Source organism: Pseudomonas sp. BN505 (assembly GCF_029873175.1).
Taxonomy (GTDB): domain Bacteria; phylum Pseudomonadota; class Gammaproteobacteria; order Pseudomonadales; family Pseudomonadaceae; genus Aquipseudomonas; species Aquipseudomonas putida.
Genome location: NZ_SSOI01000030.1, coordinates 235694 through 258273 on the forward strand (window position 1 = coordinate 235694; position 22580 = coordinate 258273).

Genomic DNA, 22580 nt, shown 5'->3' on the forward strand with positions numbered 1-22580 from the left:
ACGCAAGGCCGCTCCCACAGGAATCACGCGCAATCTGAAAATTGCGAGATCCTTGTGGGAGCGGCCTTGTGTCGCGAAAGGAGCGCGTAGCGCTCCCAAGATTGATCAGGCAAACACGGTGACGGTCTGTCGGCTCAGGGCCAGCAACTCGCCCTCTGCCGTCCACAACGCCGCAGCAGCATGCCCATAACCCTCTCGCGCATGCTCGGTCTCCACGCAGTACCGGCACCAGTCCAGGGTCGACAGCTTCGCCGTGGGCTGGATGAACTCGATGGTCCAGGTCAGGGTGCTGCCCGCTGCGGGCTGCTTGAGAAACGGCATCAGGCTCGGCGGCCAGGCATCGACCAGCGCCAGCAAGTGCGACTCATTGACCTGCTCTTCAGCTACATCCCGCAAGCGCACCCAGCCGCCCATCTTGCGCGATTGATTACCACTGAACGGCAACCCACCCACTGCCCAACGCAAGGCTACATGGCGCATGAATTCAGGCGTAACGCCCTTGATATAGGGCAGCTCGGGCGCTGCGTCGTCGAGTGCGGGCATTTCCATCGCCGGCAACGCTGGCACCTTGACCACCGAAGGCCGGCCTGCACCGAAATTGCCCTGCACCAGGGTCACCACCTGGCCATCCTGAACGGCGCGGCCGAGCAAGGTGCTGACCGCCTTGCCTTCACGCAGCACCTCCACCTCGAAACGAATTGGCACATCTGCTGCCGCAGGCGCAACAAAGCTGATGGCCAGCGAGCGCACAGGGCGGCTGTCGGAGAGTTTCAGGCGCATGGCCTCGTAGACCATGGCCGCCATCAGCCCGCCAAAGGCGGCGCGGCCCTGGGCCCAGCTGGGCGGGATGCTGACGGCATCCGGGTTGCCCCGCACGGCCTCTAGCAGTTGGTTGAAGTTCATTGGCTGGCTCCTGCCCGCAGCGAAAAGGTCTGCCCATCGTAGCCAGCAAACCCCGGGCGATCAGCCCGCATATCGGTCAATTGTCGGGCTAGCGACGCGCCAGCGCCTGCAGCAGGGCATCCAGCGTCACATCCGACTTGCGCTCGGCCTCGTGCAGCTCTTGCTCCCACGCGACTTTGCAGGGGGCCAGGTCAGCATGCTCGCGTGCCTGCAGCAACCACTGCAGGCGGTCATGCCAGTTGCCCAGGTCGCCCTGTGCCTTTTTCAGCAGGCGCTGCAGTTTCTTCCCGGCGTGGTCGAGTTGTGGGTAGGCCTCGTCGCCATAGCGCGCACGCTTGATCAGCAAGCGCAGGCGGTGGCGGTCGTGAGCGGGGTCTTGCAAGGCTTCGTGCAACTTGCGCCATTGCTTGACCAGGCGCTTGTCAATGCGTTTGTCCAGTGACTTGACCAGCCCCTCGCGGCCTGCCGCCCGCAGGAACAACGGAAACGCGTCGACAATCGCCAGCACCCGGGCCAGCTGCGGGCTGGCAGCGACACTGGCAAAGGTCCTGCCACGCCCTTCCAGGCGCCGCTGGCCGGCGGCGGTATAGCCGCGCGCGATCAGCTCCGCCGCCAGCACCTCCCGGTCACGCAGCGGCGTGGTCAGGGTACCCAACGCGCTGGCGGCACCCTCCAGCTGCTCCACGCCAGGCAGCCCGCGCAGCGGCCGCAGCAGGCTGCGCAAGCGCCGCAGGCTGATGCGCAAGTCGTGCAAGGCTTCGCGGTCGGTATCGGCAGCCAGGCGTTCGCGGCAGGCCATCAGGCGCACCTGCAAGGCCAGTATCTGGGCTACTACATGGTCTAGCATGGCAGACATACGACGCTCCTTGATCAGCGCCCGGCGCGCGACTCACGAATGTAGAAGCGCGCCTTTTCGGCTTTGCGCGTACAGCTCTCGTAACCTTCGAACTGCTGCTGGGTCTTGGCCCCGGTCAGCAGCGACAAGGCCTTGGAGTAACTCACTGCACCGGCAAAGCCTTCGGCCTTGGCCAGGTCCAGTTCCTTCCAGGCGGCATCCAGCTGGGTCGCGCAGCTGTCACGGTAGGCCGTCTTGCCCGCGCAGCCAGCAAGGGCCAAGGCAATCAGTGGAAGGCAGATCCAGGCTTTCATCGGTAATACCTCAATGGAAAAAACAGTGGCTGTTCGACGCCCCGGCAGCTGAAAAGTGCCCTGCCCGGCCGGCTGTGCCCGGCCAGTTTTATTACAGTAGCTCAGCGCGATCTACATTGAAGCACAGCCTGTGATGGGTGCATTGTAGGACCATGGTTGCACTGGACGGGGAATATTCATGAGCAAACGCGTGGCACTGGTACTGGGCTCGGGCGGAGCCCGGGGGTATGCACACATCGGTGTGATCGAGGAAATCGAGCGGCGCGGCTACGACATTGCCTGCATTGCCGGCTGCTCCATGGGTGCAGTGGTTGGCGGCATCTATGCTGCCGGCAAGCTGAGCGACTATCGCAACTGGATCGAGAGCCTCGACTATCTGGATGTACTGCGCCTGGTCGACGTCAGCTTTCGTCTCGGCGCCATTCGCGGCGACAAGGTGTTCGGGCAAATCCGCAAGATCGTCGGCGAGATCAACATCGAGCAATTGCGCATCCCCTATACAGCGGTTGCGACCGACCTTACCAACCAGCAGGAAATCTGGTTTCAGGAAGGCTGCCTGCACCAGGCCATGCGCGCCTCGGCGGCCATCCCCAGCCTGTTTACCCCTGTGATGCAGGGCAACCGTATGCTGGTGGACGGGGGCATCCTCAACCCGCTGCCGATTGTGCCTGTGGTGTCCAGTCACTGCGACCTGATCATCGCCGTCAACCTCAACGCCACCAACCAGAAGCAGTACCAGTTGCCGGTGATCGAGCGCCCTGCGGCGTTCAAGATGCGCTTTGACTCCTTGCTGAGCTCATTGGGCTCTCGCTTGCCCTTCCGGCGCAAGCCGGCGGAAGAGTTGATGCGCATCGAACAGGAAATAGTCGCCGAAGGCCTGGCGCCGCCCAACCCGTGGCTGGCAGATGCCGCCGACCCGGAAGGCCAGCAACCGGCGGCGGCACCGGAACGCCAGGGCGCGCCAAAGTCGGCGACCGGCTCGTTCATCATCGACAACGTGGGGCCTGCTTCGCTGCTGGACTTGATCAACCAGAGCTTCGAGGTCATGCAGACCTCACTGGCGCAATACAAGATCGCCGGGTATCCACCGGATGTGCTGATCAACGTGCCCAAGCGGGTCTGCCGGTTCTTCGAGTTCTACAAAGCGCCAGAGCTGATTGCGTTGGGACGGGAGATCGCGCGGGATACGCTGGATAACTATGAAGGGGTGAAACGCTAAGCGTCGTAGCAACCGCGAAGAGGCCGGCATAAGCGACAGAAACGAAACAGGCCGCACGAGGCGGCCTGTTTCTTCATGCAGCGATCACCTTAGTAACGGGTGATATCCGCATTGGCTTCCAGCTGCTTGCGGTAGGCCGCGAAGTCCTGCTGGCCAGCACGCGACGCGAGGTAGCGGCGGATCTGCTGCTTCTCTTCGTCGGTGGCGGTAGCGCCTTCGTTGACGCCCTTGAGCTGCAGCACCACCAGGCTACCGTCACGCAGCACTACGCTGCCATACACCGGCTTGCCCTTGGCTTGCGGCTTGCCCAGACGGAACAGCGCCTGCAGTTCGGCCGGGTCAATACCGTCCTCGCCTCGGGTAACTGCTTCATAGGCCTTCCAGCCTTGCCCTTCGTGCACGCTGTCAGCTGCGATGGAACCGTCACGCAGGCCGGCGATCAGCTTGTCCGCCTTGGCCTTGAGCTCGGCCGTCGCCTTCTCTTTGGCCAGGTGTTCGCGGATGTTGCTGGCCACCGCTTCCAGCGGCAGTTGCTCCGGCTTGCGGTGCTCCTTGACGCGCAATACCACGGTGGTCTCCGGGTCGAGCTCGATGGCGGTGCTGTTGGCAGCCTCCTCCAGCACTTCTTCGGAGAACGCAGCCTGCACCACCGAACGGTTGGCGGTAATACCTTCACCACCCTCGCGACCGAAGGCTGCAGAGGTCTGCACCTTGAGGTTCAGGTCCTGGGCCGGCTGGGCCAGGTCGGAAGCCTCGTAGGCAGCATCCTGCAGCTGCTTGCTGGCATCGACGTAACGCTGCTCGACCAGCGGGGTTTTCAGGTCGCGGGTCAGCTTGTCCTTCAAGCTGGCGAAGCTCGGCACTTCAGGCGCCTGCACACCCAGCAGCTTGATCAGGTGATAGCCAAACTCGGTGCGCACTGGCGTCGAGACCTGGCCGTCCTGCAGCTTGTACAGCGCATCCTCGAACGCCGGGTCGTACACACCCGGGCCCGCAAAGCCGAGGTCACCACCGCTGTTGGCCGAACCCGGGTCCTGGGAGAACTCCTTGGCCAGCGCGGCAAAGTCTTCACCCTTGGCCAGACGCTGCTCGATCTCTTCGGCACGGGCCTTGGCCTGGGCGTCGGTGACCTTGTCGTTGACCTCGATGAGGATGTGCGCGGCATGGCGCTGCTCGGCGAGGTTGGCGATTTCCTTCTCGTACTGGGCCTTGAGCTCTTCGTCGGTCACTTTGACCTGGTCGAAGAACACCGACTTCTTCAGCTCGATATAGTCGATCACCACCTGGTCAGGCGACATGAACTCCTTGGCGTGCTGCTCGTAATGCGCCTTGACCTCTTCGTCGCTGACCTTGACCGCGGCCGGGTCGGCCTTGAAGGTCAGGGAGGCGAAATCGCGGGTCTGCTTCTCCAGGCGAGCGAAGGCATCGACCTGCTGGTCGGTGACAAAGCTGCTACCCGCCAGGCCGGTGCGCAGCTGGCCGATGAGCATTTCCTCGGCGAGCATCTCGCGGAACTGCATGCGGCCGTAGCCCATCTGGCGGATGACCTGGTCGAAACGGTCAGCACTGAACTTGCCATCCACCTGGAACTCCGGCGTTTGCAGGATCACCTGATCCAGCGCAGCCTCGGAGAAGGCAAACTTGGCATCTTCGGCGCCTTGCAGCAGCAATTTGCGGCTGATCAGGCCCTTGAGCGCCTCTTCACGCAGCAATTTGTCTTCCAGCAGCGCTGGGTCGAAATCCTTGCCCAACTGTTGCATCAACTGACGGCGCTGCATGTCGGCCGCCTGGGCCAGCTCGTTCTGGCTGATGGTCTGGCCGTTCACCTTGGCGGCGTCCTGGCTATGGGTGGCGGCCTGGAAAATAGCTTCGAAACCGGTCAACGCCATCAAGACGACGATAAGGCCGATGATGGTCTTGGCAATCCAACCTTGTGAATTGTCCCTGATATTTTGCAGCATGCGTCCCCCAGAAACGGCTGTACCACTGCGTCGACAACCGCGGAGCGTGGGTAGAATCCTGATAAAAGAAAGGCGCATCCGAGGATGCGCCTTTTCTTAGCAAACGTGTCAGGCGGGAACGTTTGCGCCCCGCCTTCAGCGTGCTCGGCCCCGGCAAAGCCAGGTCCGGCTGAAAGACGACTTAGTTGACGGCGTCTTTCAGGCCTTTGCCAGCCTTGAAACCTGGAACCTTGGCGGCTTCGATCTTGATCGCCTTACCGGTTTGCGGGTTACGGCCAGTACGCTCGGCGCGGTCCTTTACCGAGAAGGTACCGAAGCCAACCAGAACGACGTCGTCGCCTGCTTTCAGGGCACCGGTTACGGAGTCGATCACAGCGTCCAGAGCCTTACCTGCGGTAGCTTTGGAAATGTCAGCCGATGCAGCGATAGCGTCAATCAGTTCCGACTTGTTCACTCTAAGTCCCCTTATTTCTCTATTGAGTTTGTTTCTAAGTATGTAATGAAAAGCTTATGAAACGTGCGCTGGGTGGCTTGATGACAATAGCGTGCCGCTTTATAGCAAGGGCCCGAAAAAACTGTCAAGGAAAGCCCCCCAGCCAAAAACTACTAATGCGTGCTGATTCTTTCCTTAGCATCGCCGTCGCGCTTTTCATCTTTCGCGACAATCTCAGGAGCCACATCTGGCAAGGGCTCCGGGGCGTATTGCAGCGCAATTTGCAGGACTTCGTCAATCCATTTGACCGGTTTGATCTGAAGATCCTGTTTGATATTTTCCGGAATCTCCTTCAGATCGCGAACATTCTCCTCTGGAATGATCACCGTCTTGATGCCGCCACGGTGTGCCGCCAGCAGTTTTTCCTTCAACCCGCCAATGGCCAGCACCTGGCCACGCAGGGTGATTTCGCCGGTCATGGCCACGTCGGCACGTACCGGAATCTGCGTCAGCGCCGACACCAGCGCGGTGCACATGCCCACGCCCGCGCTTGGGCCGTCCTTCGGCGTGGCGCCTTCCGGCATGTGGATGTGTACGTCGCGCTTCTCGTGGAAGTCGGCGGCAATCCCCAGGCTACGGGCGCGGCTGCGTACCACGGTCTGTGCGGCGGTGATCGACTCGACCATCACATCGCCCAGCGAGCCGGTCTTGATCAACTGGCCCTTGCCGGGGATGACCACGGCTTCGATGGTCAGCAGTTCGCCACCCACCTGGGTCCAGGCCAGGCCGGTGACCTGGCCGATCTGGTCCTGCTGCTCGGCCAGGCCATAACGGAACTTGCGCACGCCCAGCAGGTGCTCCAGCTGCTCGCTGGCCACCTTGACCTTGACCTGCTTCTGCCCGGTATGTTCCTTGACCACCTTGCGGCAGACCTTGGCAATTTGCCGCTCCAGGCCCCGCACACCGGCTTCGCGGGTGTAGTAGCGGATGATGTCGCGGATCGCCGAAACGTCGACCTCAAGCTCTTCCTTCTTCAAGCCGTTGGCCTTGACCTGCTTGGGCACCAGGTACTTGACCGCGATGTTGATCTTCTCGTCCTCGGTGTAGCCCGGAAGGCGGATGACTTCCATCCGGTCGAGCAGCGCCGGCGGGATATTCATCGAGTTCGAGGTGCACAGGAACATCACGTCCGAGAGGTCGTAGTCGACTTCCAGGTAGTGGTCGTTGAAGTTGTGGTTCTGCTCCGGGTCGAGCACTTCCAGCAGCGCCGAAGCCGGGTCGCCACGCATGTCACTGCCCATCTTGTCGATTTCATCGAGCAGGAACAGCGGGTTGCGCACACCCACCTTGGTCATCTTCTGGATCAGGCGGCCAGGCATGGAGCCGATATAGGTACGGCGGTGGCCACGGATCTCGGCCTCGTCACGCACGCCACCCAGGGCCATGCGCACGAACTTGCGGTTTGTGGCAGCAGCGATCGACTCGGCCAGCGAGGTCTTGCCCACGCCAGGTGGGCCGACCAGGCAGAGCACCGGGCCGCGGATTTTCTTGACGCGCTTCTGCACGGCAAGGTACTCGAGAATGCGTTCCTTGACCTCTTCCAGGCCATAGTGGTCGGCATCGAGAATTTCCTCGGCCTTGGTCAGGTCCAGACGCACCTTGCTCTGGGCCTTCCAGGGTACCTGCACAAGCCAATCGAGGTACGAACGCACCACCGTGGCCTCGGCCGACATCGGCGACATCTGCTTGAGCTTATTCAGCTCGGCCTGGGCCTTGGCCAAGGCATCCTTGGGCAGGCCAGCGGCTTCGATGCGCTTTTTCAGCTCTTCGACTTCGTTGTGGCCTTCGTCACCATCACCGAGCTCTTTCTGAATGGCCTTCATCTGCTCATTCAGGTAGTACTCGCGCTGGCTGCGCTCCATCTGCTTCTTGACCCGACCACGAATGCGCTTTTCAACCTGCAGCAGGTCGATCTCAGCATCCAGCAGCGCCAGCACGTGTTCGACACGGGTGGTCAGGTCGACAATTTCGAGAATTTCCTGCTTCTGCTCGATCTTCAGGGCCATGTGGGCCGCCATGGTATCGACCAGACGCCCTGGCTCTTCGATGCTGTTCAGCGAAGACAGCACTTCAGCAGGGACTTTCTTGCCCAACTGCACATACTGCTCGAATTGCGACAGCAACGTGCGCACGAACACTTCCGACTCGCGCTCGGCGGCGTCGGTTTCGTCGATCAGGGAGACTTCGGCACGGATGTGCCCTTCTACTTCGGTGAAACGCTCGACCGCGCCACGCTGCTCGCCCTCGACCAGCACCTTGACGGTACCATCAGGCAGTTTCAGCAGCTGCAGCACAGTGGCAACGGTGCCGACACGGTACAGGGCGTCCTCGCCCGGATCGTCGTCGGCCGGGTTTTTCTGGGCCAGCAGCAGGATCTGCTTTTCGCCCGTCATCGCTGCCTCGAGGGCTTCGATGGATTTTTCGCGCCCCACGAACAGCGGGATAACCATGTGCGGGTAAACAACGACATCGCGCAATGGCAAAAGAGGCAAGTCGAGGGTGGTCTTCATGATTTCGCCTCTACAGCGGCCTTATGGCCGGAAACCGGTGGAAATGATGCTTGGACCTAATGTGGGGGCACGCTTGGGAAATTACAAGCGCTAGCGCAGGAAAAGCAGAAAGGGGCCCGTAGGCCCCCTTCTTGCTTGCAACCGTCACCGGCCATTGCCTGAATCAGGCGTCTGGCGCGGCCTTGGCTTGCGGCTCGCTGTTCTCGTAGATCATCAGCGGCTGCGAAGTGCCTTCGATGACGCTCTCGTCGATCACCACCTTGCTGACATCCTTCTTCGAAGGGATCTCGTACATGGTGTCGAGCAACACGCCTTCGAGGATCGAACGCAGGCCACGGGCGCCAGTCTTGCGCTCCAGGGCCTTGCGTGCAACGGCCTTGAGTGCATCGCTGCGGAACTCGAGGTCGACGCTTTCCATCTCGAACAGCTTGGCATACTGCTTGGTCAGGGCGTTCTTCGGCTCGGTGAGGATCTGCATCAACGCAGCCTCGTCCAGCTCGTCGAGGGTAGCCAGCACCGGCAGACGGCCGACGAATTCCGGAATCAGGCCAAACTTGACCAGATCATCCGGCTCGACCTCACGCAGGGACTCACCAACCTTCTTGCCTTCTTCCTTGCTGCGTACTTCTGCGCCAAAACCGATGCCACCCTTGGTGGAACGGCCCTGGATGACTTTTTCCAGGCCCGAGAACGCGCCACCGCAAATGAACAGGATGTTGCGGGTATCTACCTGCAGGAACTCCTGTTGCGGGTGCTTACGCCCACCTTGCGGCGGTACCGAGGCCACAGTGCCCTCGATCAGTTTCAGCAGCGCCTGCTGCACGCCCTCACCCGAGACGTCACGGGTAATGGACGGGTTGTCCGACTTGCGCGAAATCTTGTCGATTTCGTCGATGTAGACAATGCCCATCTGGGCCTTTTCCACGTCGTAGTCGCACTTCTGCAACAGCTTCTGAATAATGTTTTCGACGTCCTCACCCACATAACCGGCCTCGGTCAGGGTGGTGGCGTCAGCAATGGTGAACGGTACGTTCAACAGGCGTGCCAGGGTTTCGGCGAGCAGGGTCTTGCCCGAGCCGGTCGGCCCGATGAGCAGGATGTTGCTCTTGCCCAGTTCGACTTCGTCGCCCTTCTTGTCACGCTGGTTCAGGCGCTTGTAGTGGTTGTATACCGCTACGGCCAGCACCTTCTTCGCGCGCTCCTGACCAATGACGTACTGGTCCAGGATGCCGCTGATTTCTTTCGGCGAAGGCAATTTGTGCGCGCTGCTCTCGGCCTGGGCTTCCTGCACCTCCTCACGGATGATGTCGTTGCACAGGTCGACGCACTCGTCGCAGATAAATACCGAGGGCCCGGCAATCAATTTGCGCACTTCGTGCTGGCTTTTGCCGCAGAAGGAGCAATAGAGCAATTTGCCGCTGTCCTCGCCGTTACGGGTGTCAGTCATTCGATCGATCCAATCCGGTAGGCTTGCAACACAAGATGAAGGCAATTGCGGGCTTTTTCAAGTCCGCAGGTAGGCGCTTTCCGCGCCTACCTGCTCTGACACCCCGGTTCAGGAGGCCAGTTGCCGCTTGTCGTAGACCGAGTCGATCAGGCCGTACTCGGCCGCGCGCGAGGCGCTCATGAAGTTGTCACGCTCAGTATCACGCTGGATGGTCTCGAGGTCCTGGCCGGTGTGGTAGGCCAGCAGCTCGTTGAGACGCGCCTTAATGCTGAGGATTTCCTGGGCGTGAATCTGGATGTCGGTAGCCTGGCCCTGGAAGCCGCCCAATGGCTGGTGAATCATCACTCGCGAGTTAGGCAGGCAGTGACGCTTACCCTTGGCACCGGCGGTCAACAGGAACGCACCCATGCTGCAGGCTTGGCCGATGCAGATGGTCGAGACGTCCGGCTTGATGAACTGCATGGTGTCGTAGATCGACATGCCTGCAGTCACCGAGCCGCCTGGGGAGTTGATGTAAAGATGGATATCCTTGTCCGGGTTTTCCGCCTCAAGGAACAGCATCTGCGCCACTACCAGGTTGGCCATGTAGTCTTCTACAGGACCCACCAGGAAGATCACTCGCTCCTTCAACAGACGCGAGTAGATGTCATAGGCGCGTTCGCCACGGGCGGACTGCTCGATAACCATCGGGACCAGGCCGCCGGCGGCCTGGATGTCAGAGCTCTGCTGAATATAAGAATTGCGGGACATGTCCTGCGCTCACTCCCAAATAGTCATGGCTTGAATACGCACAAGCCAGCGCGAAGGCTGGCTTGTGGGGGTTTCCTACGAGAGAAAACGTATTACTCGGCTTCGGCTGGTGCCTCGGCTGGTTTTACGGCTTCTTCGTACGAGACCGACTTGTCGGTCACAGTCGCTTTCTGCAGAACAGTATCTACAACTTGTTCTTCCAGCACAACCGAACGCACTTCGTTCATTTGCTGGTCGTTCTTGTAGTACCAGGCGATGACCTGCTCAGGCTCCTGGTAAGCCGAAGCCATTTCTTCGATCATCTCGCGAACCTTGGCGTCGTCCGGCTTCAGCTCGAACTGCTTGACCACTTCGGCCACGATCAGGCCCAGCACTACGCGGCGCTTGGCTTGTTCGGTGAACAGCTCGGCAGGCAGTTGCTCAGGCTTGATGTTGCCACCGAACTGCTGAACAGCCTGCACGCGCAGACGGTTGACTTCGTTTTCCAGCAGGGCCTTTGGCACTTCGATCGGGTTGGCGGCCAGCAGGCCGTCCATGACCTGGTTTTTCACCTTGGTCTTGATCGCCTGGCGCAGTTCACGCTCCATGTTCTTGCGAACTTCGGTGCGGAAGCCTTCCAGGGTCGACTCTTTGATACCGAACTGGGCGAAGAACTCTTCGTTCAGCTCTGGCAGCACAGGGGCGGCAACGCTGTTGACGGTGATGGTGAACTCGGCAGCTTTGCCAGCCAGGTCCAGGTTCTGGTAGTCCTCTGGGAAGGTCACGTTGACAACGCGCTCTTCGCCAGCCTTGGCGCCAACCAGGCCTTCTTCGAAGCCCGGGATCATGCGGCCGGAGCCCAGCACCAGCGGGGTACCCTTGGCCGAACCACCGGCGAACACTTCACCGTCAACCTTGCCGACGAAGTCGATGTTGACCTGGTCGTCGTTCTGCGCGGCGCGCTCGACAGCCTCGAAACGGGTGTTCTGCTTGCGCAGCACTTCCAGCATGTTGTCCAGATCGGCGTCAGCCACTTCGGCGCTCAAGCGCTCGACGTTGATCGACTCGAGGCCGGCAACGGTGAACTCAGGGAACACTTCGAAGATGGCGACGAATTCCAGGTCCTTGCCTTTTTCGAAGGACTTTGGCTCTACAGCAGGGGCGCCAGCCGGGTTCAGCTTCTGCTCGACGATGGCTTCGTAGAAGGAAGCCTGGACCAGGTCACCGAAAGCCTCTTGACGGGCGTCAGCTTCAAAACGCTGACGGATCACGTTCATCGGCACTTTACCAGGACGGAAGCCCGCAATCTTGGCGCGCTTGGCAGTCTGCTGCAGACGCTTGTTGACTTCGTTCTCGACGCGCTCGGCCGGAACGGCGATGGTCATGCGGCGCTCGAGAGCGGAAGTGTTTTCAACAGAAACTTGCATGGATATTCCTCGTTGCACAGACGTTAGCCGGCGTTAGCCCGACTCCAGAATCAAGGGCAAGCATTCTAGTGAGTCGCGCAGCAGAAGTCACCCCACTCGGGACGACGGGAAACCACGCCGGTCGATTAACTTTCAAGGCCCGCACGGCTTACCGCCGACCCTGCTTCAATAAGGGCCGCACGACGCCCGGGGCGACCTGCAGCCGAAATACCTTGTCAAACAACTGCCAGTGGCGAATTCGCTTCCTTTATTACTCGGGATCGATTTCGTTGAACTGGCAATATTCTTCCCACCCCATCCCCAGCGCCTCGGCCACCTCGCGGTGCGTCTCCAGGCGCATGGCCTGCAGCTGTTCCGGGGTTTCGGCAATCAATTGCAGCGCCAGCTCCCAGGGCTGAATGCCCTGCTCATCGGCCGCATCCTCGAATGCCCACTCGATCTGCTGGGCCTGCTCGCGCGCATCCAGCTCACGAATCTCTTCGAGCAGCTGCGGGTTGGCCTCGGCAAAGCGCTGTAGCGCCAGGGCCTGACGGGATTCTTTTGCAATCATTGAGCTGTTCCTCTGCCGGCCAACCAGGCCGGTGTTTCAACCGGCTGAAATCTAACAGCTTTTATTGGGATGCCACTAGAGGATTGCAAGGGGTCGAATGTGAATTGGCCGTGAGGGCGTGCGCCACGACATTTTCAGCGCCTGTGAGGCCGGGCGCCGCCCGCGCGGCGCTTCGCAGCACAAGGCTGCTCCTACATTTGTTTCGGGCCAGTCAATCCTGTGGCAGACGCACGCGACCGCCTTGTTTGTACGGCGCGATATCGCGTCATACGCCAAGGTGTTCGCGCGCAAATCTCACAGAAATAATTGGCCCGAAACAAATGTAGGAGCAGCCTTGTGCTGCGAAGCGCCGCGCGGGCGGCGCTCGGTCTCACTGGCGCCGAAACACCCAAGCCATACACACCACAACCACTCAAAACCCAAAACAAAAAGGCGCCCGATCTCACGATCAAGGCGCCTTTTCTGGAATATGGGGTGGACGATGGGAATCGAACCCACGACAACTGGAATCACAATCCAGCGCTCTACCAACTGAGCTACGCCCACCATATTGCGGTGTTGCAGTGTTGCAGTGTTGCAGTACAGCTTTACAGAAGCATGGTGCGGACGAAGAGACTCGAACTCTTACAGCTTGCGCCGCTGGAACCTAAATCCAGTGTGTCTACCAATTTCACCACGTCCGCGTAACGCTTAAAACAAAGGCGCCAGATGCTATCGAGGCGCCTTTGAAGAATATGGGGTGGACGATGGGAATCGAACCCACGACAACCGGAATCACAATCCGGCGCTCTACCAACTGAGCTACGCCCACCATATTGCATTACAACCTTACTTGCTTGCCCATGCTGCCTAATGGCGCACCCGGCAGGACTCGAACCTGCGACCATCCGCTTAGAAGGCGGATGCTCTATCCAGCTGAGCTACGGGCGCTTAAGCTTGAAGCCTAACCGAACGAGTCATTAACAGGTAACTGCTAAACCACTCATTCTGCCCGACTTAGCCAACCAGTGCTAGGCTGTGCCCGACAAGTGCGGCGAATCTTATAGGCGACCCCGAAAGTCGTCAACACCTTTTTCAAAAAAATTTAAATTATTTAAGGGGTTAGGGGATTTGCCCGACCACCCGCCTTTGCCCTTGGCGCGTGTCGTGCGAGAATACGCGCTCTTTATTGTTTCCTTCTCGATGGTTAATCACGCGTCTATGACTGCACACCTAATCGATGGCAAGGCGATCGCCGCCAGCCTGCGCAAGCAGATCGCTCAACGTGTCGTGGAGCGTCGCCAGCAAGGCCTGCGTACGCCCGGCCTGGCAGTGATCCTGGTCGGCACCGACCCCGCCTCGCAAGTCTATGTCTCGCACAAGCGCAAGGACTGCGAAGAGGTCGGTTTCATTTCGCAGGCATTTGACCTGCCCAGCGAAACCTCGCAGCAGGCCCTGACCGAGCTGATCGATCGCCTCAATGACGACCCGGCTGTAGACGGCATCCTGCTGCAACTGCCGCTGCCGGAGCACCTGGACGCCTCGCTGCTGCTCGAGCGCATTCGCCCGGACAAGGACGTGGACGGCTTCCACCCGTATAACGTAGGCCGTCTGGCCCAGCGCATTCCGCTGCTGCGCCCCTGCACACCGAAAGGCATCATGACCTTGCTGGAAAGCACTGGTCAGGACCTGTATGGCATGGATGCGGTGATCGTCGGCGCCTCCAACATCGTGGGTCGCCCGATGGCCATGGAGCTGCTGCTGGCCGGCTGCACCGTGACCGTCTGCCACCGCTTCACCAAGGACCTGGCCGGCCATGTCGGGCGTGCCGACCTGGTGGTCGTGGCTGCCGGCAAGCCGGGCCTGGTCAAGGGTGAGTGGGTCAAGGAAGGCGCCATCGTCATCGACGTGGGCATCAACCGCCAGGAAGACGGCAAGCTGGTCGGCGACGTGGTCTACGAGACCGCCCTGCCGCGCGCGGGCTGGATCACCCCGGTGCCGGGTGGCGTCGGGCCGATGACCCGGGCCTGCCTGCTGGAAAACACGCTGTATGCGGCGGAAGAGCTGCATAAGTAATAGCGCGTGATGCGAAAACGGCACCTCTGGCAGGTGCCGTTTTTTTTGCCTGTGATTTATGCATTGGCCTTGCTGGCCTCTTCGCGGGCTTGCCCGCTCCCACAGGAACACCCCAACCCTTGAGAGCGGTGCAGTGCCTGTGGGAGCGGCCGAGCCCGCGAAGAAACCAACGCGGTGCTCAGCCGATCACTTGCGCGCCGCCTCCCACGACTTCAGCAGTTCGGTGTAGCTGACTGTCTCGCCCTTGGGCTTTTCGTTGGCCAGCTTGGGCTTCGGTGCGCCCGGCTGGTCGAACCAGTACTGGGCGTCTTTCTCCGGGTTCATCTTGGGTGCACAGGTCGCCTGGGCATTGGAGCGCTGCAAGCGTTCCATCATGCGGTCCTGGTCGCGGGCCAGGCCGTCCAGGGCTTCCTGCGGGGTCTTCTCGCCACTGGCCACTTCGGCGATATGGCTCCACCACAGCTGCGCCAGCCGCGGGTAATCCGGCACGTTGGTGCCGGTCGGCGTCCACTGCACCCGCGCCGGGCTGCGGTAGAACTCCACCAGCCCGCCCAGCTTGGGCGCCAGGTCGGTCATGGCCTGGGAGTTGATGTCCGACTCGCGAATCGGCGTCAGGCCGACGATGGTCTTTTTCAGCGACACGGTCTTGGAGGTGACGAACTGGGCATACAGCCACGCCGCCAGGCGTTGCTTCTCGGGGGTGGACTTGAAGAACGTCCACGAGCCGGTGTCCTGGTAGCCCAGTTTCATCCCCTCCTCCCAGTACGGCCCCTTCGGCGAAGGCGCCATGCGCCACTTCGGCGTGCCGTCGGTATTTACCACCGGCAAGCCAGGCTTGGTCATGTCGGCGGTAAACGCGGTGTACCAGAATATCTGCTGGGCAATGTTGCCCTGCGCCGGTACCGGGCCGGCTTCGGAGAAGGTCATGCCCTGGGCCTCCTTGGGCGCGTAGGCACGCATCCAGTCCACGTACTTTTGCGTGGCATAGACGGCCGCCGGCCCGTTGGTGTCGCCGCCGCGGGTCACGCTGGACCCCACAGGATGGCAGTCCTCGACGCGAATGCCCCATTCATCCACCGGCAAGCCGTTGGGCAGGCCCTTGTCACCGCCACCGGCCATGGAGAACCAGGCATCGGTGAAGCGCCAGCCCAGCGAGGGGTCTTTCTTGCCGTAGTCCATGTGCCCGTAAACGCGCTTGCCGTCGATTTCTTTGACGTCTTCGGTGAAGAACTTGGCAATGTCCTCGTAGGCCGACCAGTTCACCGGCACGCCCAGCTCATAACCGTACTTTTCCTTGAATTTAGCCTTAAGCTCTGGGCGCTCGAACCAGTCGGCGCGGAACCAGTACAGGTTGGCGAACTGCTGGTCGGGCAGTTGGTAGACCTTGCCATCCGGCGCAGTGGTGAAGGAAATACCGATGAAATCCTTCAGGTCGAGGGTCGGCGAGGTGTAGGCCTTGCCCTCGTTGGCCATCAGGTCGGTAATCGATTCCACCTTGCCATAGCGAAAGTGCGTACCGATCAGGTCAGAGTCGTTGACCCAGCCGTCGTAGATGTTCTTGTCCGACTGCATCTGCGTCTGCAGTTTCTCCACCACATCGCCTTCCTGCAGCAGGTCGTGGGTCAGCTGGATGCCGGTGATCTCGCTGAAGGCCTTGGCCAGCACCTTGGATTCATACTCATGGGTGGTGATGGTTTCCGACACCACATTTATCTTCATGCCACGGAACGGCTCGGCGGCCTTGATGAACCACTGCAATTCAGCCAGTTGCTGTTCAGGGGTAAGGGTTGAGGGCTTGAACTCACTGCCGATCCATTTTTTTGCTGCATCTTCGTACTGGTCGGCCCAGGCAGCGCCATGCGCGCTGGCCAGTACCAGCAACGCGGCAAGGGTCAAATGTCGCCTGTTGTGCTTGTTATCGAACATTGTGATCTCCCGTTTCAGTTATCCCACAGGGCCGCTCGCTCAGCCCCAGCGCAGCACCACCACCAGCCACGCCAGCGATAGCAGCGAGGCCACCCACAAGGGCCAGTCGCTGACGCCGACCACCAGCAGGTGCAGGTAGGCGCTGGCCAGCAGGCCGATGAACAAGCGGTCACCACGGCTGGTGACCAGCGGCAAGAAGCCCCGGCGCGCTACGCAGGGGCGGCGCAGTTCAAGCAGGGTCATGCCCACCAGCAGCACGCCAACGGCGACGAAGAACAGCGCCGTCGGCAGGGTCCAGGCCATCCACTCCATGCGTTGCCCTCCTCACACCCGGCCCAGGGCAAAGCCCTTGGCCACATGGTTGCGCACGAACCAGATCACCAGCATGCCCGGCAAGATGGTCAGTACCCCCGCCGCCGCCAGCACACCCCAGTCGATGCCTGATGCCGACACGGTGCGGGTCATTACCGCAGCAATCGGCTTGGCGTTCACTGAGGTCAGGGTGCGCGCCAGCAGCAGTTCGACCCAGGAGAACATGAAGCAGAAAAACGCCGTGACGCCGATGCCGGAGCCAATCAGCGGAATGAAGATTTTCACGAAGAAGCGCGGGAAACTGTAGCCGTCGATGTAGGCCGTTTCGTCGATTTCCTTAGGCACCCCCGACATGAACCCCTCCAGGATCCACACCGCCAGCGGCACGTTGAACAGGCAGTGGGCCAGGGCCACGGCGATATGGGTATCGAACAGGCCAATCGACGAGTACAGCTGGAAGAACGGCAGCAGGAATACCGCCGGTGGCGCCATGCGGTTGGTCAGCAGCCAGAAGAACAGGTGGCGGTCGCCGAGGAAGCGGTAGCGCGAGAAGGCATACGCTGCCGGCAACGCCACCAGCAGCGAAATCAGCGTGTTCAGGCACACGTAATACAGCGAGTTGAGGTAGCCGCTGTACCAGCTGGCATCGGTGAAGATCACCCGGTAGTTGTCGAGGGTGAACGCCTGCGGCCACAGGGTCAGGCCACCCAGGATCTCGGTATTGCTCTTGAACGACATGTTCAGCAGCCAGTAGATCGGCACCAGCAGGAAGAAGAAGTACAGCAGCAGGGCCAGCGATTTGCGCGTGCTCATGGCCTAGTCCTTGTCGGCATGGGTCATGGCTGTGTAGAACAGCCACGACACCAGCAGGATGATCAGGAAGTACACCAGCGAGAACGCCGCCGCCGGGCCCAGGTCGAACTGCCCCACGGCCATGCGCGTGAGGGTCTGGCTGAGGAACGTCGTGGCGTTGCCCGGCCCGCCACCGGTCAGCACGAATGGCTCGGTGTAGATCATGAAACTGTCCATGAAGCGCAGCATCACCGCGATCAGCAGCACGTTTTTCAGCTTGGGCAGCTGGATATGGCGGAACACCGCCCAGCCCGAGGCACGGTCGATGCGTGCAGCCTGGTAGTACACGTCGGGGATGGCGCGCAGCCCCGAATAGCACAGCAATGCCACCAGCGAGGTCCAGTGCCACACATCCATCACCAGCACGGTGAGCCAGGCGTCGAACGGGTCGCCGGCATAGTTGTAGCTGACCCCAAGCTTGGCCAGGGTGGCGCCAAGCAGGCCGATGTCGGCACGGCCGAAAATCTGCCAGATGGTGCCGACCACGTTCCACGGGATCAGCAACGGTATCGCCATGATGATCAAACACACCGAGGCCATGCGCCCCTTGGTCGGCATGGTCAGGGCAATGCTGATACCCAGCGGGATCTCGATCAGCAGCACGCAGGCGGAGTAGATGAACTGGCGCAGCAGCGCATCGTGCAGCGCCGGGTCACGCAGCACCTGGCGGTACCAGTCGGCACCGACGAAGTAGCGGTTGGACTGATCGAAGATGTCCTGCACCGAGTAGTTGACCACCGTCATCATCGGTACCACTGCGCTGAACGCCACCAGCAGAAACACCGGTAGCACCAGCCACCAGGCCTTGTTGTTCTGCACCTTGTTGCTCATGGCCCGGCCTCCAGCAGCACATCGTCGACGTACAACATCAGCCACTGCGCCGGCAGGCTGACCCAGGCCTGCTCCACGGGCAACGGGCGGTCCTCGCCCAGCCGCGCCTTGAGCGCGACACCGCCCAGTTCGAGGGTGACGATACGGTAGGTGCCCAGGTCTTCGACATCCAGCACGCGTGCCGGGTGGGCACCCTCGAACGGGCTGTCCCACAGCTGCACGAACTCCGGGCGAATGCCCACCTGCAGTCGCCCACCCGCCGTCGCCGCCAGGCGCTCGCGCAGGCCATCGGGCAGCGCCAGGTGGACATCGCCGAACACCACCCCGTCCGCCTTGGCACGCACGTCGATCAGGTTCATCCCCGGGCTGCCGATGAAGTAGCCAACGAAGGTATGCCGCGGCCGCTCGAACAGCTCGCGCGGGGTGCCGAACTGGACAATGCGCCCGCCGTGCATCACCGCGATCTTGTCGGCGAAGGTGGAGGCCTCCAACTGGTCGTGGGTGACGTAGATCATGGTGATATTGAACTGCTCATGGATCTGCTTCAGCTTGCGCCGCAGCTTCCACTTCAGGTGCGGATCAATCACCGTCAGCGGCTCGTCGAACAGGATCGCCGACACGTCATCGCGCACCAGGCCGCGCCCCATGGAGACCTTCTGTTTTTCGTCGGCACTGAGGTTGCGCGCCTTCTTGCGCAGCACGCCCGCCAGGTCGAGCACCTCGGCAATTTCTTCCACCCGGGCACGCACCCGGGCTTCATCCAGCCCCTGGTTGCGCAAGGGGAAGGCCAGGTTGTCGAACACCGTCATGGTGTCGTACACCACCGGGAACTGAAACACCTGGGCGATATTGCGGGCCTGTGGTGACAGCTGGTTGACCGGTTTGCCGTCGAACAGCACTTCGCCATGGGACGGCGTCAGCAGCCCGGAAATGATATTGAGCAAGGTCGACTTGCCGCAGCCCGATGGCCCGAGCAAGGCATAGGCACCGCCCTGCTCCCACACATGATCCAGTGCGTGCAGGGCATAGTCGGCCTCGCTGGCGGGCTGGCGGCTGTAACTGTGCGCCAGTTGGCGCAGGCGGATTTCGGCCATCACCCTCTCCTTGCCTGGCGCAACCCCGGGGCCTGCACCAACGTCCCGGCGCTGTCGAAGACGAACAGCTTGTGCGTGGGGATGAACACGCGAATGGGCGTGTCCACCTGGTATTCGTGCACACCGGGCAGGTGCAGGACCATGCGCCAGTATTCGTTACGCACATGCAGGAAGGTTTCTGAACCGCTGATCTCTGCCAGTTCCACCAGCACCGCCAGCTCCAGGTCATCGTCATGGGCCGGCACCAGGGTGATATGGCTGGGGCGCACGCCAAAGCGGTAGTCGCCCTCGGCCAGCGGCTGCAAGTCGGCATTGCGGGCAAAGTGTACAGCCTGGGCAAGGCTCACCTCGTTGCCACTGATACGGCCCGCCACCAGGTTTATCGGCGGCTCGGAAAACAGCTCGGCAGCCAGCACACTGCCCGGGCGCTGATAAACCTCGGTGGTGGGCCCGCTCTGCACGATCCGGCCGTCGTGCACGAGAGTGGTGGTGCCGCCCAGCGCCAGCGCCTCGTTGGCCTCGGTGGTGGCGTACACGGCAATGCAATGACGCGCCGCAAACAGTTCGCGCAGTTCTTGGCGCAGGCCTTCGCGCAACTTGTAGTCGAGGTTCACCAACGGCTCATCGAAGAGGATCAACGAAGCATCCTTGACCAATGCCCGGGCCATCGCCGTGCGTTGCTGCTGGCCGCCGGAAAGCTCCAGCGGCAGGCGCTGCAGGTAGGTTTCGATGCGCAGCATCTCGGCAGTTTCCTGCACCCGCCGGCGGATCTGGTCCTCGGCCATGCGCGCCTGGCGCAGCGGCGAAGCGATGTTTTCGAACACGCTCAATGTCGGGTAATTGATGAATTGCTGATACACCATCGACACATTGCGCTGGCGTACCGGCACACCGGTGACGTCCTGGCCATCCATCAGCACCCGGCCCTGGTCCGGGCGGTCGAGCCCCGCCATCAGGCGCATCAGGCTGGTCTTGCCGGCGAGGGTGCGGCCCAGCAGCACGTTGAACGAACCGGGCTCGAAACGCAGCGAAGCCTCGACGATCCAGGGCTGGTTATCGACGCTGCGGCTGACTTGCTCCAGCACCAGGGACATGGCGTGGCCTTCTTGTGATTGTTGTCTGCGGTGCACAGCCAGTTCCGTGCCAATCGCTCCCCGGTGCTCTGGTCCGGGGCCTGGGTGGCAGCGCTGGCAAATCGCGGCTTCACACCTGAGCACAATCACTGAACAACTGAACACTTGCCGGTTTGACAATGAACACCCGTGGACAACACTGAACAGCGGTCGGCCCATAACAACAACCCAAAGGACAGGCCCATGGCCGCATCCGCTTCCACCCACGCCCAGCTGATCCAGGCTTCCTGGGCCCGCTGCCGCGATCACGGCCTGCAGCCGCAGCACGCGCCGGATTTCGACTGCCTGACCCGCACCGAGCTCAGCGCATTGCTGGAACAGCGCCAGGCTCTGCTGCGCCTGACCCGCGAGGAAGTACTGCCGCAATACACACACCTGCTGGGCAACGCCAGCTACCTGGTGATGCTGGCCGATGCCAGCGGCTGCATACTCGATAGCTGGGGCTCGCGGCGTTTCATCGAGCCGAACCAGCAGCAGGGTTTCAGCGCCGGTGCCCATTGGCTCGAGCGTGGCGTCGGCACCAATGCCCTGGGCACCACGCTGATTTGCGCCCAGGCGATCCACGTGGGCCAGGACGAGCACTTCCTGCGCCAGAACCGCTACATGTCCAGCGCAGCCGCCCCCCTGTTCGACGCCGCGCGGCAGCTGGTCGGGGTGCTCGACGTTGCCAGCGACGGCTACCTGCCGGCCAGCCAGACGCTTGGCCTGGTGCGCATGATGGGCCAGAGCCTGGAAAACCGCCTGATCCTCGCCGAGCATGCCGACCGGCATGCGCAGCTGATCTTCAATAGCGCCTCCGACAACCTCGACAGCCCTTGGGCCGGCCTGCTGGTGTTCGATGAGCGCGGGCAGGTGTTGGCCGCCAATCACCGGGCCGACAGCCTGCTCGGTGGTAATCCGCTGCGGCAGAACATCGAGCAGCTGTTCCAGTTGCCCTTGCAACAGCTGCTCAGTCATCCCCGAGAACAGGCATTTGCCCTGCAAGCCACCGGGCGCAACCGCTTTCATTGCCAGTGGCATCCCCCACGCAAAACCGCTCGCCGCCCCGAGGCCGACAGTGGCGAGCCGCGCCTGGAGAAAGCGTTGCAACAGGCCGGCCTGTTACTGGAAAAGGACATCCCGGTGTTGGTGCAAGGTGAAACCGGCGTCGGCAAGGAAGTGTTCGTCGACAGTCTGCACCGCGCCAGCAGCCGCGCCAACCGGCCGCTGGTCGCGGTCAACTGTGCGGCGATCCCCGCCGAGCTGGTGGAGTCGGAGCTATTCGGCTACGACAAAGGCGCCTTCACCGGCGCGCACCACAAGGGCAACCCGGGGCTGATTCGCAAAGCCCACCACGGCATCCTTTTTCTCGATGAAATCGGCGACATGCCACTGCCTACCCAGGCACGCCTGCTGCGTGTGCTGCAGTCGCGGAGCATCCAGCCGCTGGGCAGTGGCGAGCCGGTGGCAGTGGATATCCGCGTGGTGTCGGCCAGCAACCGCGATCTGGCCGAAGAAGTGCGCGCCGGGCGCTTTCGCCAGGACCTGTATTACCGTATCGCCGGCCTGGCCGTGGTACTGCCGCCGCTACGCGAACGCGGTGACCGGCGCCAGTTGATCGAGCAGGTGCATGCGCGTTTTCGCGACCCTGGGCAACCCGCGCGGCTGTCCCCGGCCATTATCGACCTGCTGGATCAACACCCTTGGCCAGGCAACCTGCGTGAACTGGCAAGCGTGCTGCAAGTTGCGCTGGCCTTGGCGGGCAACGGGCCTGTCGGCGTCGAGCACCTGCCTGCGGGCTTTCTGGCCGAGTCGCAGATGGCGGTGCTGGTGGCGACCGAAGAGACGGACCTGCAGATGCTGGTCGAGCAAGCCAACGGCAACCTCTCGGCGGTCGCACGTCGGCTCGGGATCAGCCGCACCACGCTGTACAAGCGTTTGCGGGCGCGATGAAGCCATATTTGCACCAATGCTGCACTTGATCGCGTTCATTCAGCCAATTTGGCTGTG

Annotated in this window: 19 protein-coding genes and 4 tRNA genes; 3 read left to right on the forward strand and 20 right to left on the reverse strand. The window is 61.6% G+C overall.

Annotated elements, in window-relative coordinates:
• Nucleotides 1-105: 105 nt before the first annotated feature.
• From E8E78_RS08640 to E8E78_RS08650, 3 genes are all read right to left on the reverse strand, one after another.
• Nucleotides 106-903 carry a thioesterase family protein gene (locus E8E78_RS08640; protein ID WP_049276837.1) on the reverse strand — a complete coding sequence of 266 codons (798 nt, stop codon included), beginning with the start codon at nucleotides 901-903 and terminating at the stop codon, nucleotides 106-108.
• A gap of 88 nt (nucleotides 904-991) precedes the next feature.
• Nucleotides 992-1759: a CHAD domain-containing protein gene (locus E8E78_RS08645; RefSeq protein ID WP_016500555.1), complete on the reverse strand. Its 768-nt coding sequence runs from the start codon at nucleotides 1757-1759 to the stop codon at nucleotides 992-994.
• Nucleotides 1760-1773: 14 nt separating this feature from the next.
• Complete coding sequence (locus E8E78_RS08650) at nucleotides 1774-2052, reverse strand: lipoprotein (RefSeq protein ID WP_003250254.1); 279 nt, start codon at nucleotides 2050-2052, stop codon at nucleotides 1774-1776.
• A gap of 178 nt (nucleotides 2053-2230) precedes the next feature.
• Between E8E78_RS08650 and E8E78_RS08655 the strand changes: the two genes are divergently transcribed.
• On the forward strand, nucleotides 2231-3271 hold the full coding sequence (locus tag E8E78_RS08655; protein WP_016500556.1) for a patatin-like phospholipase family protein: 1041 nt from the start codon (nucleotides 2231-2233) through the stop codon (nucleotides 3269-3271).
• An 89-nt stretch (nucleotides 3272-3360) separates the two neighbouring features.
• Here the strand turns inward: E8E78_RS08655 and E8E78_RS08660 are convergent, their stop codons facing one another.
• From E8E78_RS08660 to E8E78_RS08710, 11 genes are all read right to left on the reverse strand, one after another.
• Nucleotides 3361-5232, reverse strand: coding sequence for a SurA N-terminal domain-containing protein (locus E8E78_RS08660; protein WP_049276840.1), 1872 nt, complete (start codon nucleotides 5230-5232; stop codon nucleotides 3361-3363).
• Between the two features lie 181 nt (nucleotides 5233-5413).
• Nucleotides 5414-5686, reverse strand: coding sequence for an HU family DNA-binding protein (locus tag E8E78_RS08665; protein WP_016485887.1), 273 nt, complete (start codon nucleotides 5684-5686; stop codon nucleotides 5414-5416).
• Between the two features lie 152 nt (nucleotides 5687-5838).
• Entirely contained in the window at nucleotides 5839-8235 is a 2397-nt protein-coding gene (gene lon / locus E8E78_RS08670; protein WP_049276841.1) for an endopeptidase La, read from the reverse strand.
• Between the two features lie 163 nt (nucleotides 8236-8398).
• Nucleotides 8399-9682: an ATP-dependent Clp protease ATP-binding subunit ClpX gene (gene clpX / locus E8E78_RS08675; RefSeq protein ID WP_016485885.1), complete on the reverse strand. Its 1284-nt coding sequence runs from the start codon at nucleotides 9680-9682 to the stop codon at nucleotides 8399-8401.
• A gap of 108 nt (nucleotides 9683-9790) precedes the next feature.
• Nucleotides 9791-10432 (reverse strand): ATP-dependent Clp endopeptidase proteolytic subunit ClpP, encoded by a 642-nt coding sequence (gene clpP / locus E8E78_RS08680; RefSeq protein WP_012271562.1) that lies wholly within the window; start codon nucleotides 10430-10432, stop codon nucleotides 9791-9793.
• Nucleotides 10433-10524: 92 nt separating this feature from the next.
• The gene (gene tig, locus E8E78_RS08685) at nucleotides 10525-11838 is read right to left on the reverse strand and encodes a trigger factor (RefSeq protein ID WP_016500559.1); all 1314 of its coding nucleotides are present in this window, start codon (nucleotides 11836-11838) and stop codon (nucleotides 10525-10527) included.
• Nucleotides 11839-12088: 250 nt separating this feature from the next.
• Nucleotides 12089-12388, reverse strand: coding sequence for a DUF6388 family protein (locus E8E78_RS08690; protein WP_016500560.1), 300 nt, complete (start codon nucleotides 12386-12388; stop codon nucleotides 12089-12091).
• 470 nt (nucleotides 12389-12858) lie between these two features.
• A tRNA-His gene (locus E8E78_RS08695) sits at nucleotides 12859-12934 on the reverse strand.
• 52 nt (nucleotides 12935-12986) lie between these two features.
• Nucleotides 12987-13071 (reverse strand) — tRNA-Leu (locus E8E78_RS08700).
• A 52-nt stretch (nucleotides 13072-13123) separates the two neighbouring features.
• Nucleotides 13124-13199, reverse strand: a tRNA-His gene (locus E8E78_RS08705).
• Nucleotides 13200-13241: 42 nt separating this feature from the next.
• A tRNA-Arg gene (locus E8E78_RS08710) sits at nucleotides 13242-13318 on the reverse strand.
• A gap of 270 nt (nucleotides 13319-13588) precedes the next feature.
• Here E8E78_RS08710 and folD point away from each other — a divergent pair.
• The gene (gene folD / locus E8E78_RS08715; protein ID WP_016500563.1) at nucleotides 13589-14443 is read left to right on the forward strand and encodes a bifunctional methylenetetrahydrofolate dehydrogenase/methenyltetrahydrofolate cyclohydrolase FolD; all 855 of its coding nucleotides are present in this window, start codon (nucleotides 13589-13591) and stop codon (nucleotides 14441-14443) included.
• 186 nt (nucleotides 14444-14629) lie between these two features.
• Here the strand turns inward: folD and E8E78_RS08720 are convergent, their stop codons facing one another.
• From E8E78_RS08720 to E8E78_RS08745, 6 genes are read right to left on the reverse strand one after another with little or no spacing between them, the layout of a single operon-like run.
• Nucleotides 14630-16369 (reverse strand): ABC transporter substrate-binding protein, encoded by a 1740-nt coding sequence (locus E8E78_RS08720; protein ID WP_114942343.1) that lies wholly within the window; start codon nucleotides 16367-16369, stop codon nucleotides 14630-14632.
• Between the two features lie 39 nt (nucleotides 16370-16408).
• Complete coding sequence (locus tag E8E78_RS08725; protein ID WP_016500565.1) at nucleotides 16409-16681, reverse strand: DUF2160 domain-containing protein; 273 nt, start codon at nucleotides 16679-16681, stop codon at nucleotides 16409-16411.
• A gap of 12 nt (nucleotides 16682-16693) precedes the next feature.
• Nucleotides 16694-17494, reverse strand: a complete 801-nt coding sequence (locus E8E78_RS08730) for a carbohydrate ABC transporter permease (RefSeq protein ID WP_016500566.1) — start codon at nucleotides 17492-17494, stop codon at nucleotides 16694-16696.
• 3 nt (nucleotides 17495-17497) lie between these two features.
• Nucleotides 17498-18364 (reverse strand): sugar ABC transporter permease, encoded by an 867-nt coding sequence (locus E8E78_RS08735; RefSeq protein WP_084966929.1) that lies wholly within the window; start codon nucleotides 18362-18364, stop codon nucleotides 17498-17500.
• Entirely contained in the window at nucleotides 18361-19458 is a 1098-nt protein-coding gene (locus E8E78_RS08740) for an ABC transporter ATP-binding protein (protein WP_114942344.1), read from the reverse strand. Before E8E78_RS08740 ends, E8E78_RS08735 begins: the two co-directional genes overlap by 4 nt.
• Nucleotides 19458-20552 (reverse strand): ABC transporter ATP-binding protein, encoded by a 1095-nt coding sequence (locus tag E8E78_RS08745; RefSeq protein ID WP_280314110.1) that lies wholly within the window; start codon nucleotides 20550-20552, stop codon nucleotides 19458-19460. The genes E8E78_RS08740 and E8E78_RS08745 overlap by 1 nt, the downstream gene beginning before the upstream one ends.
• A 222-nt stretch (nucleotides 20553-20774) precedes the next feature.
• Here E8E78_RS08745 and E8E78_RS08750 point away from each other — a divergent pair, with 222 nt between their 5' ends.
• On the forward strand, nucleotides 20775-22523 hold the full coding sequence (locus tag E8E78_RS08750) for a sigma-54-dependent Fis family transcriptional regulator (protein ID WP_114942345.1): 1749 nt from the start codon (nucleotides 20775-20777) through the stop codon (nucleotides 22521-22523).
• The last annotated feature ends 57 nt before the right edge of the window (nucleotides 22524-22580 follow it).

Bases quoted from the DNA above. Each gene is read 5' to 3' on its own strand.
- E8E78_RS08745 (WP_280314110.1), bottom strand. From the start codon at position 20,552: ATGTCCCTGGTGCTGGAGCAAGTCAGCCGCAGCGTCGATAACCAGCCC.
- clpX (WP_016485885.1), bottom strand. From the start codon at position 9,682: ATGACTGACACCCGTAACGGCGAGGACAGCGGCAAATTGCTCTATTGC.
- E8E78_RS08640 (WP_049276837.1), bottom strand. From the start codon at position 903: ATGAACTTCAACCAACTGCTAGAGGCCGTGCGGGGCAACCCGGATGCC.
- lon (WP_049276841.1), bottom strand. From the start codon at position 8,235: ATGAAGACCACCCTCGACTTGCCTCTTTTGCCATTGCGCGATGTCGTT.
- E8E78_RS08750 (WP_114942345.1), top strand. From the start codon at position 20,775: ATGGCCGCATCCGCTTCCACCCACGCCCAGCTGATCCAGGCTTCCTGG.
- E8E78_RS08690 (WP_016500560.1), bottom strand. From the start codon at position 12,388: ATGATTGCAAAAGAATCCCGTCAGGCCCTGGCGCTACAGCGCTTTGCC.
- E8E78_RS08645 (WP_016500555.1), bottom strand. From the start codon at position 1,759: ATGTCTGCCATGCTAGACCATGTAGTAGCCCAGATACTGGCCTTGCAG.
- E8E78_RS08725 (WP_016500565.1), bottom strand. From the start codon at position 16,681: ATGGAGTGGATGGCCTGGACCCTGCCGACGGCGCTGTTCTTCGTCGCC.
- clpP (WP_012271562.1), bottom strand. From the start codon at position 10,432: ATGTCCCGCAATTCTTATATTCAGCAGAGCTCTGACATCCAGGCCGCC.
- E8E78_RS08740 (WP_114942344.1), bottom strand. From the start codon at position 19,458: ATGGCCGAAATCCGCCTGCGCCAACTGGCGCACAGTTACAGCCGCCAG.
- folD (WP_016500563.1), top strand. From the start codon at position 13,589: ATGACTGCACACCTAATCGATGGCAAGGCGATCGCCGCCAGCCTGCGC.
- E8E78_RS08650 (WP_003250254.1), bottom strand. From the start codon at position 2,052: ATGAAAGCCTGGATCTGCCTTCCACTGATTGCCTTGGCCCTTGCTGGC.
- E8E78_RS08735 (WP_084966929.1), bottom strand. From the start codon at position 18,364: ATGAGCAACAAGGTGCAGAACAACAAGGCCTGGTGGCTGGTGCTACCG.
- E8E78_RS08730 (WP_016500566.1), bottom strand. From the start codon at position 17,494: ATGAGCACGCGCAAATCGCTGGCCCTGCTGCTGTACTTCTTCTTCCTG.
- E8E78_RS08720 (WP_114942343.1), bottom strand. From the start codon at position 16,369: ATGTTCGATAACAAGCACAACAGGCGACATTTGACCCTTGCCGCGTTG.
- E8E78_RS08660 (WP_049276840.1), bottom strand. From the start codon at position 5,232: ATGCTGCAAAATATCAGGGACAATTCACAAGGTTGGATTGCCAAGACC.
- tig (WP_016500559.1), bottom strand. From the start codon at position 11,838: ATGCAAGTTTCTGTTGAAAACACTTCCGCTCTCGAGCGCCGCATGACC.
- E8E78_RS08655 (WP_016500556.1), top strand. From the start codon at position 2,231: ATGAGCAAACGCGTGGCACTGGTACTGGGCTCGGGCGGAGCCCGGGGG.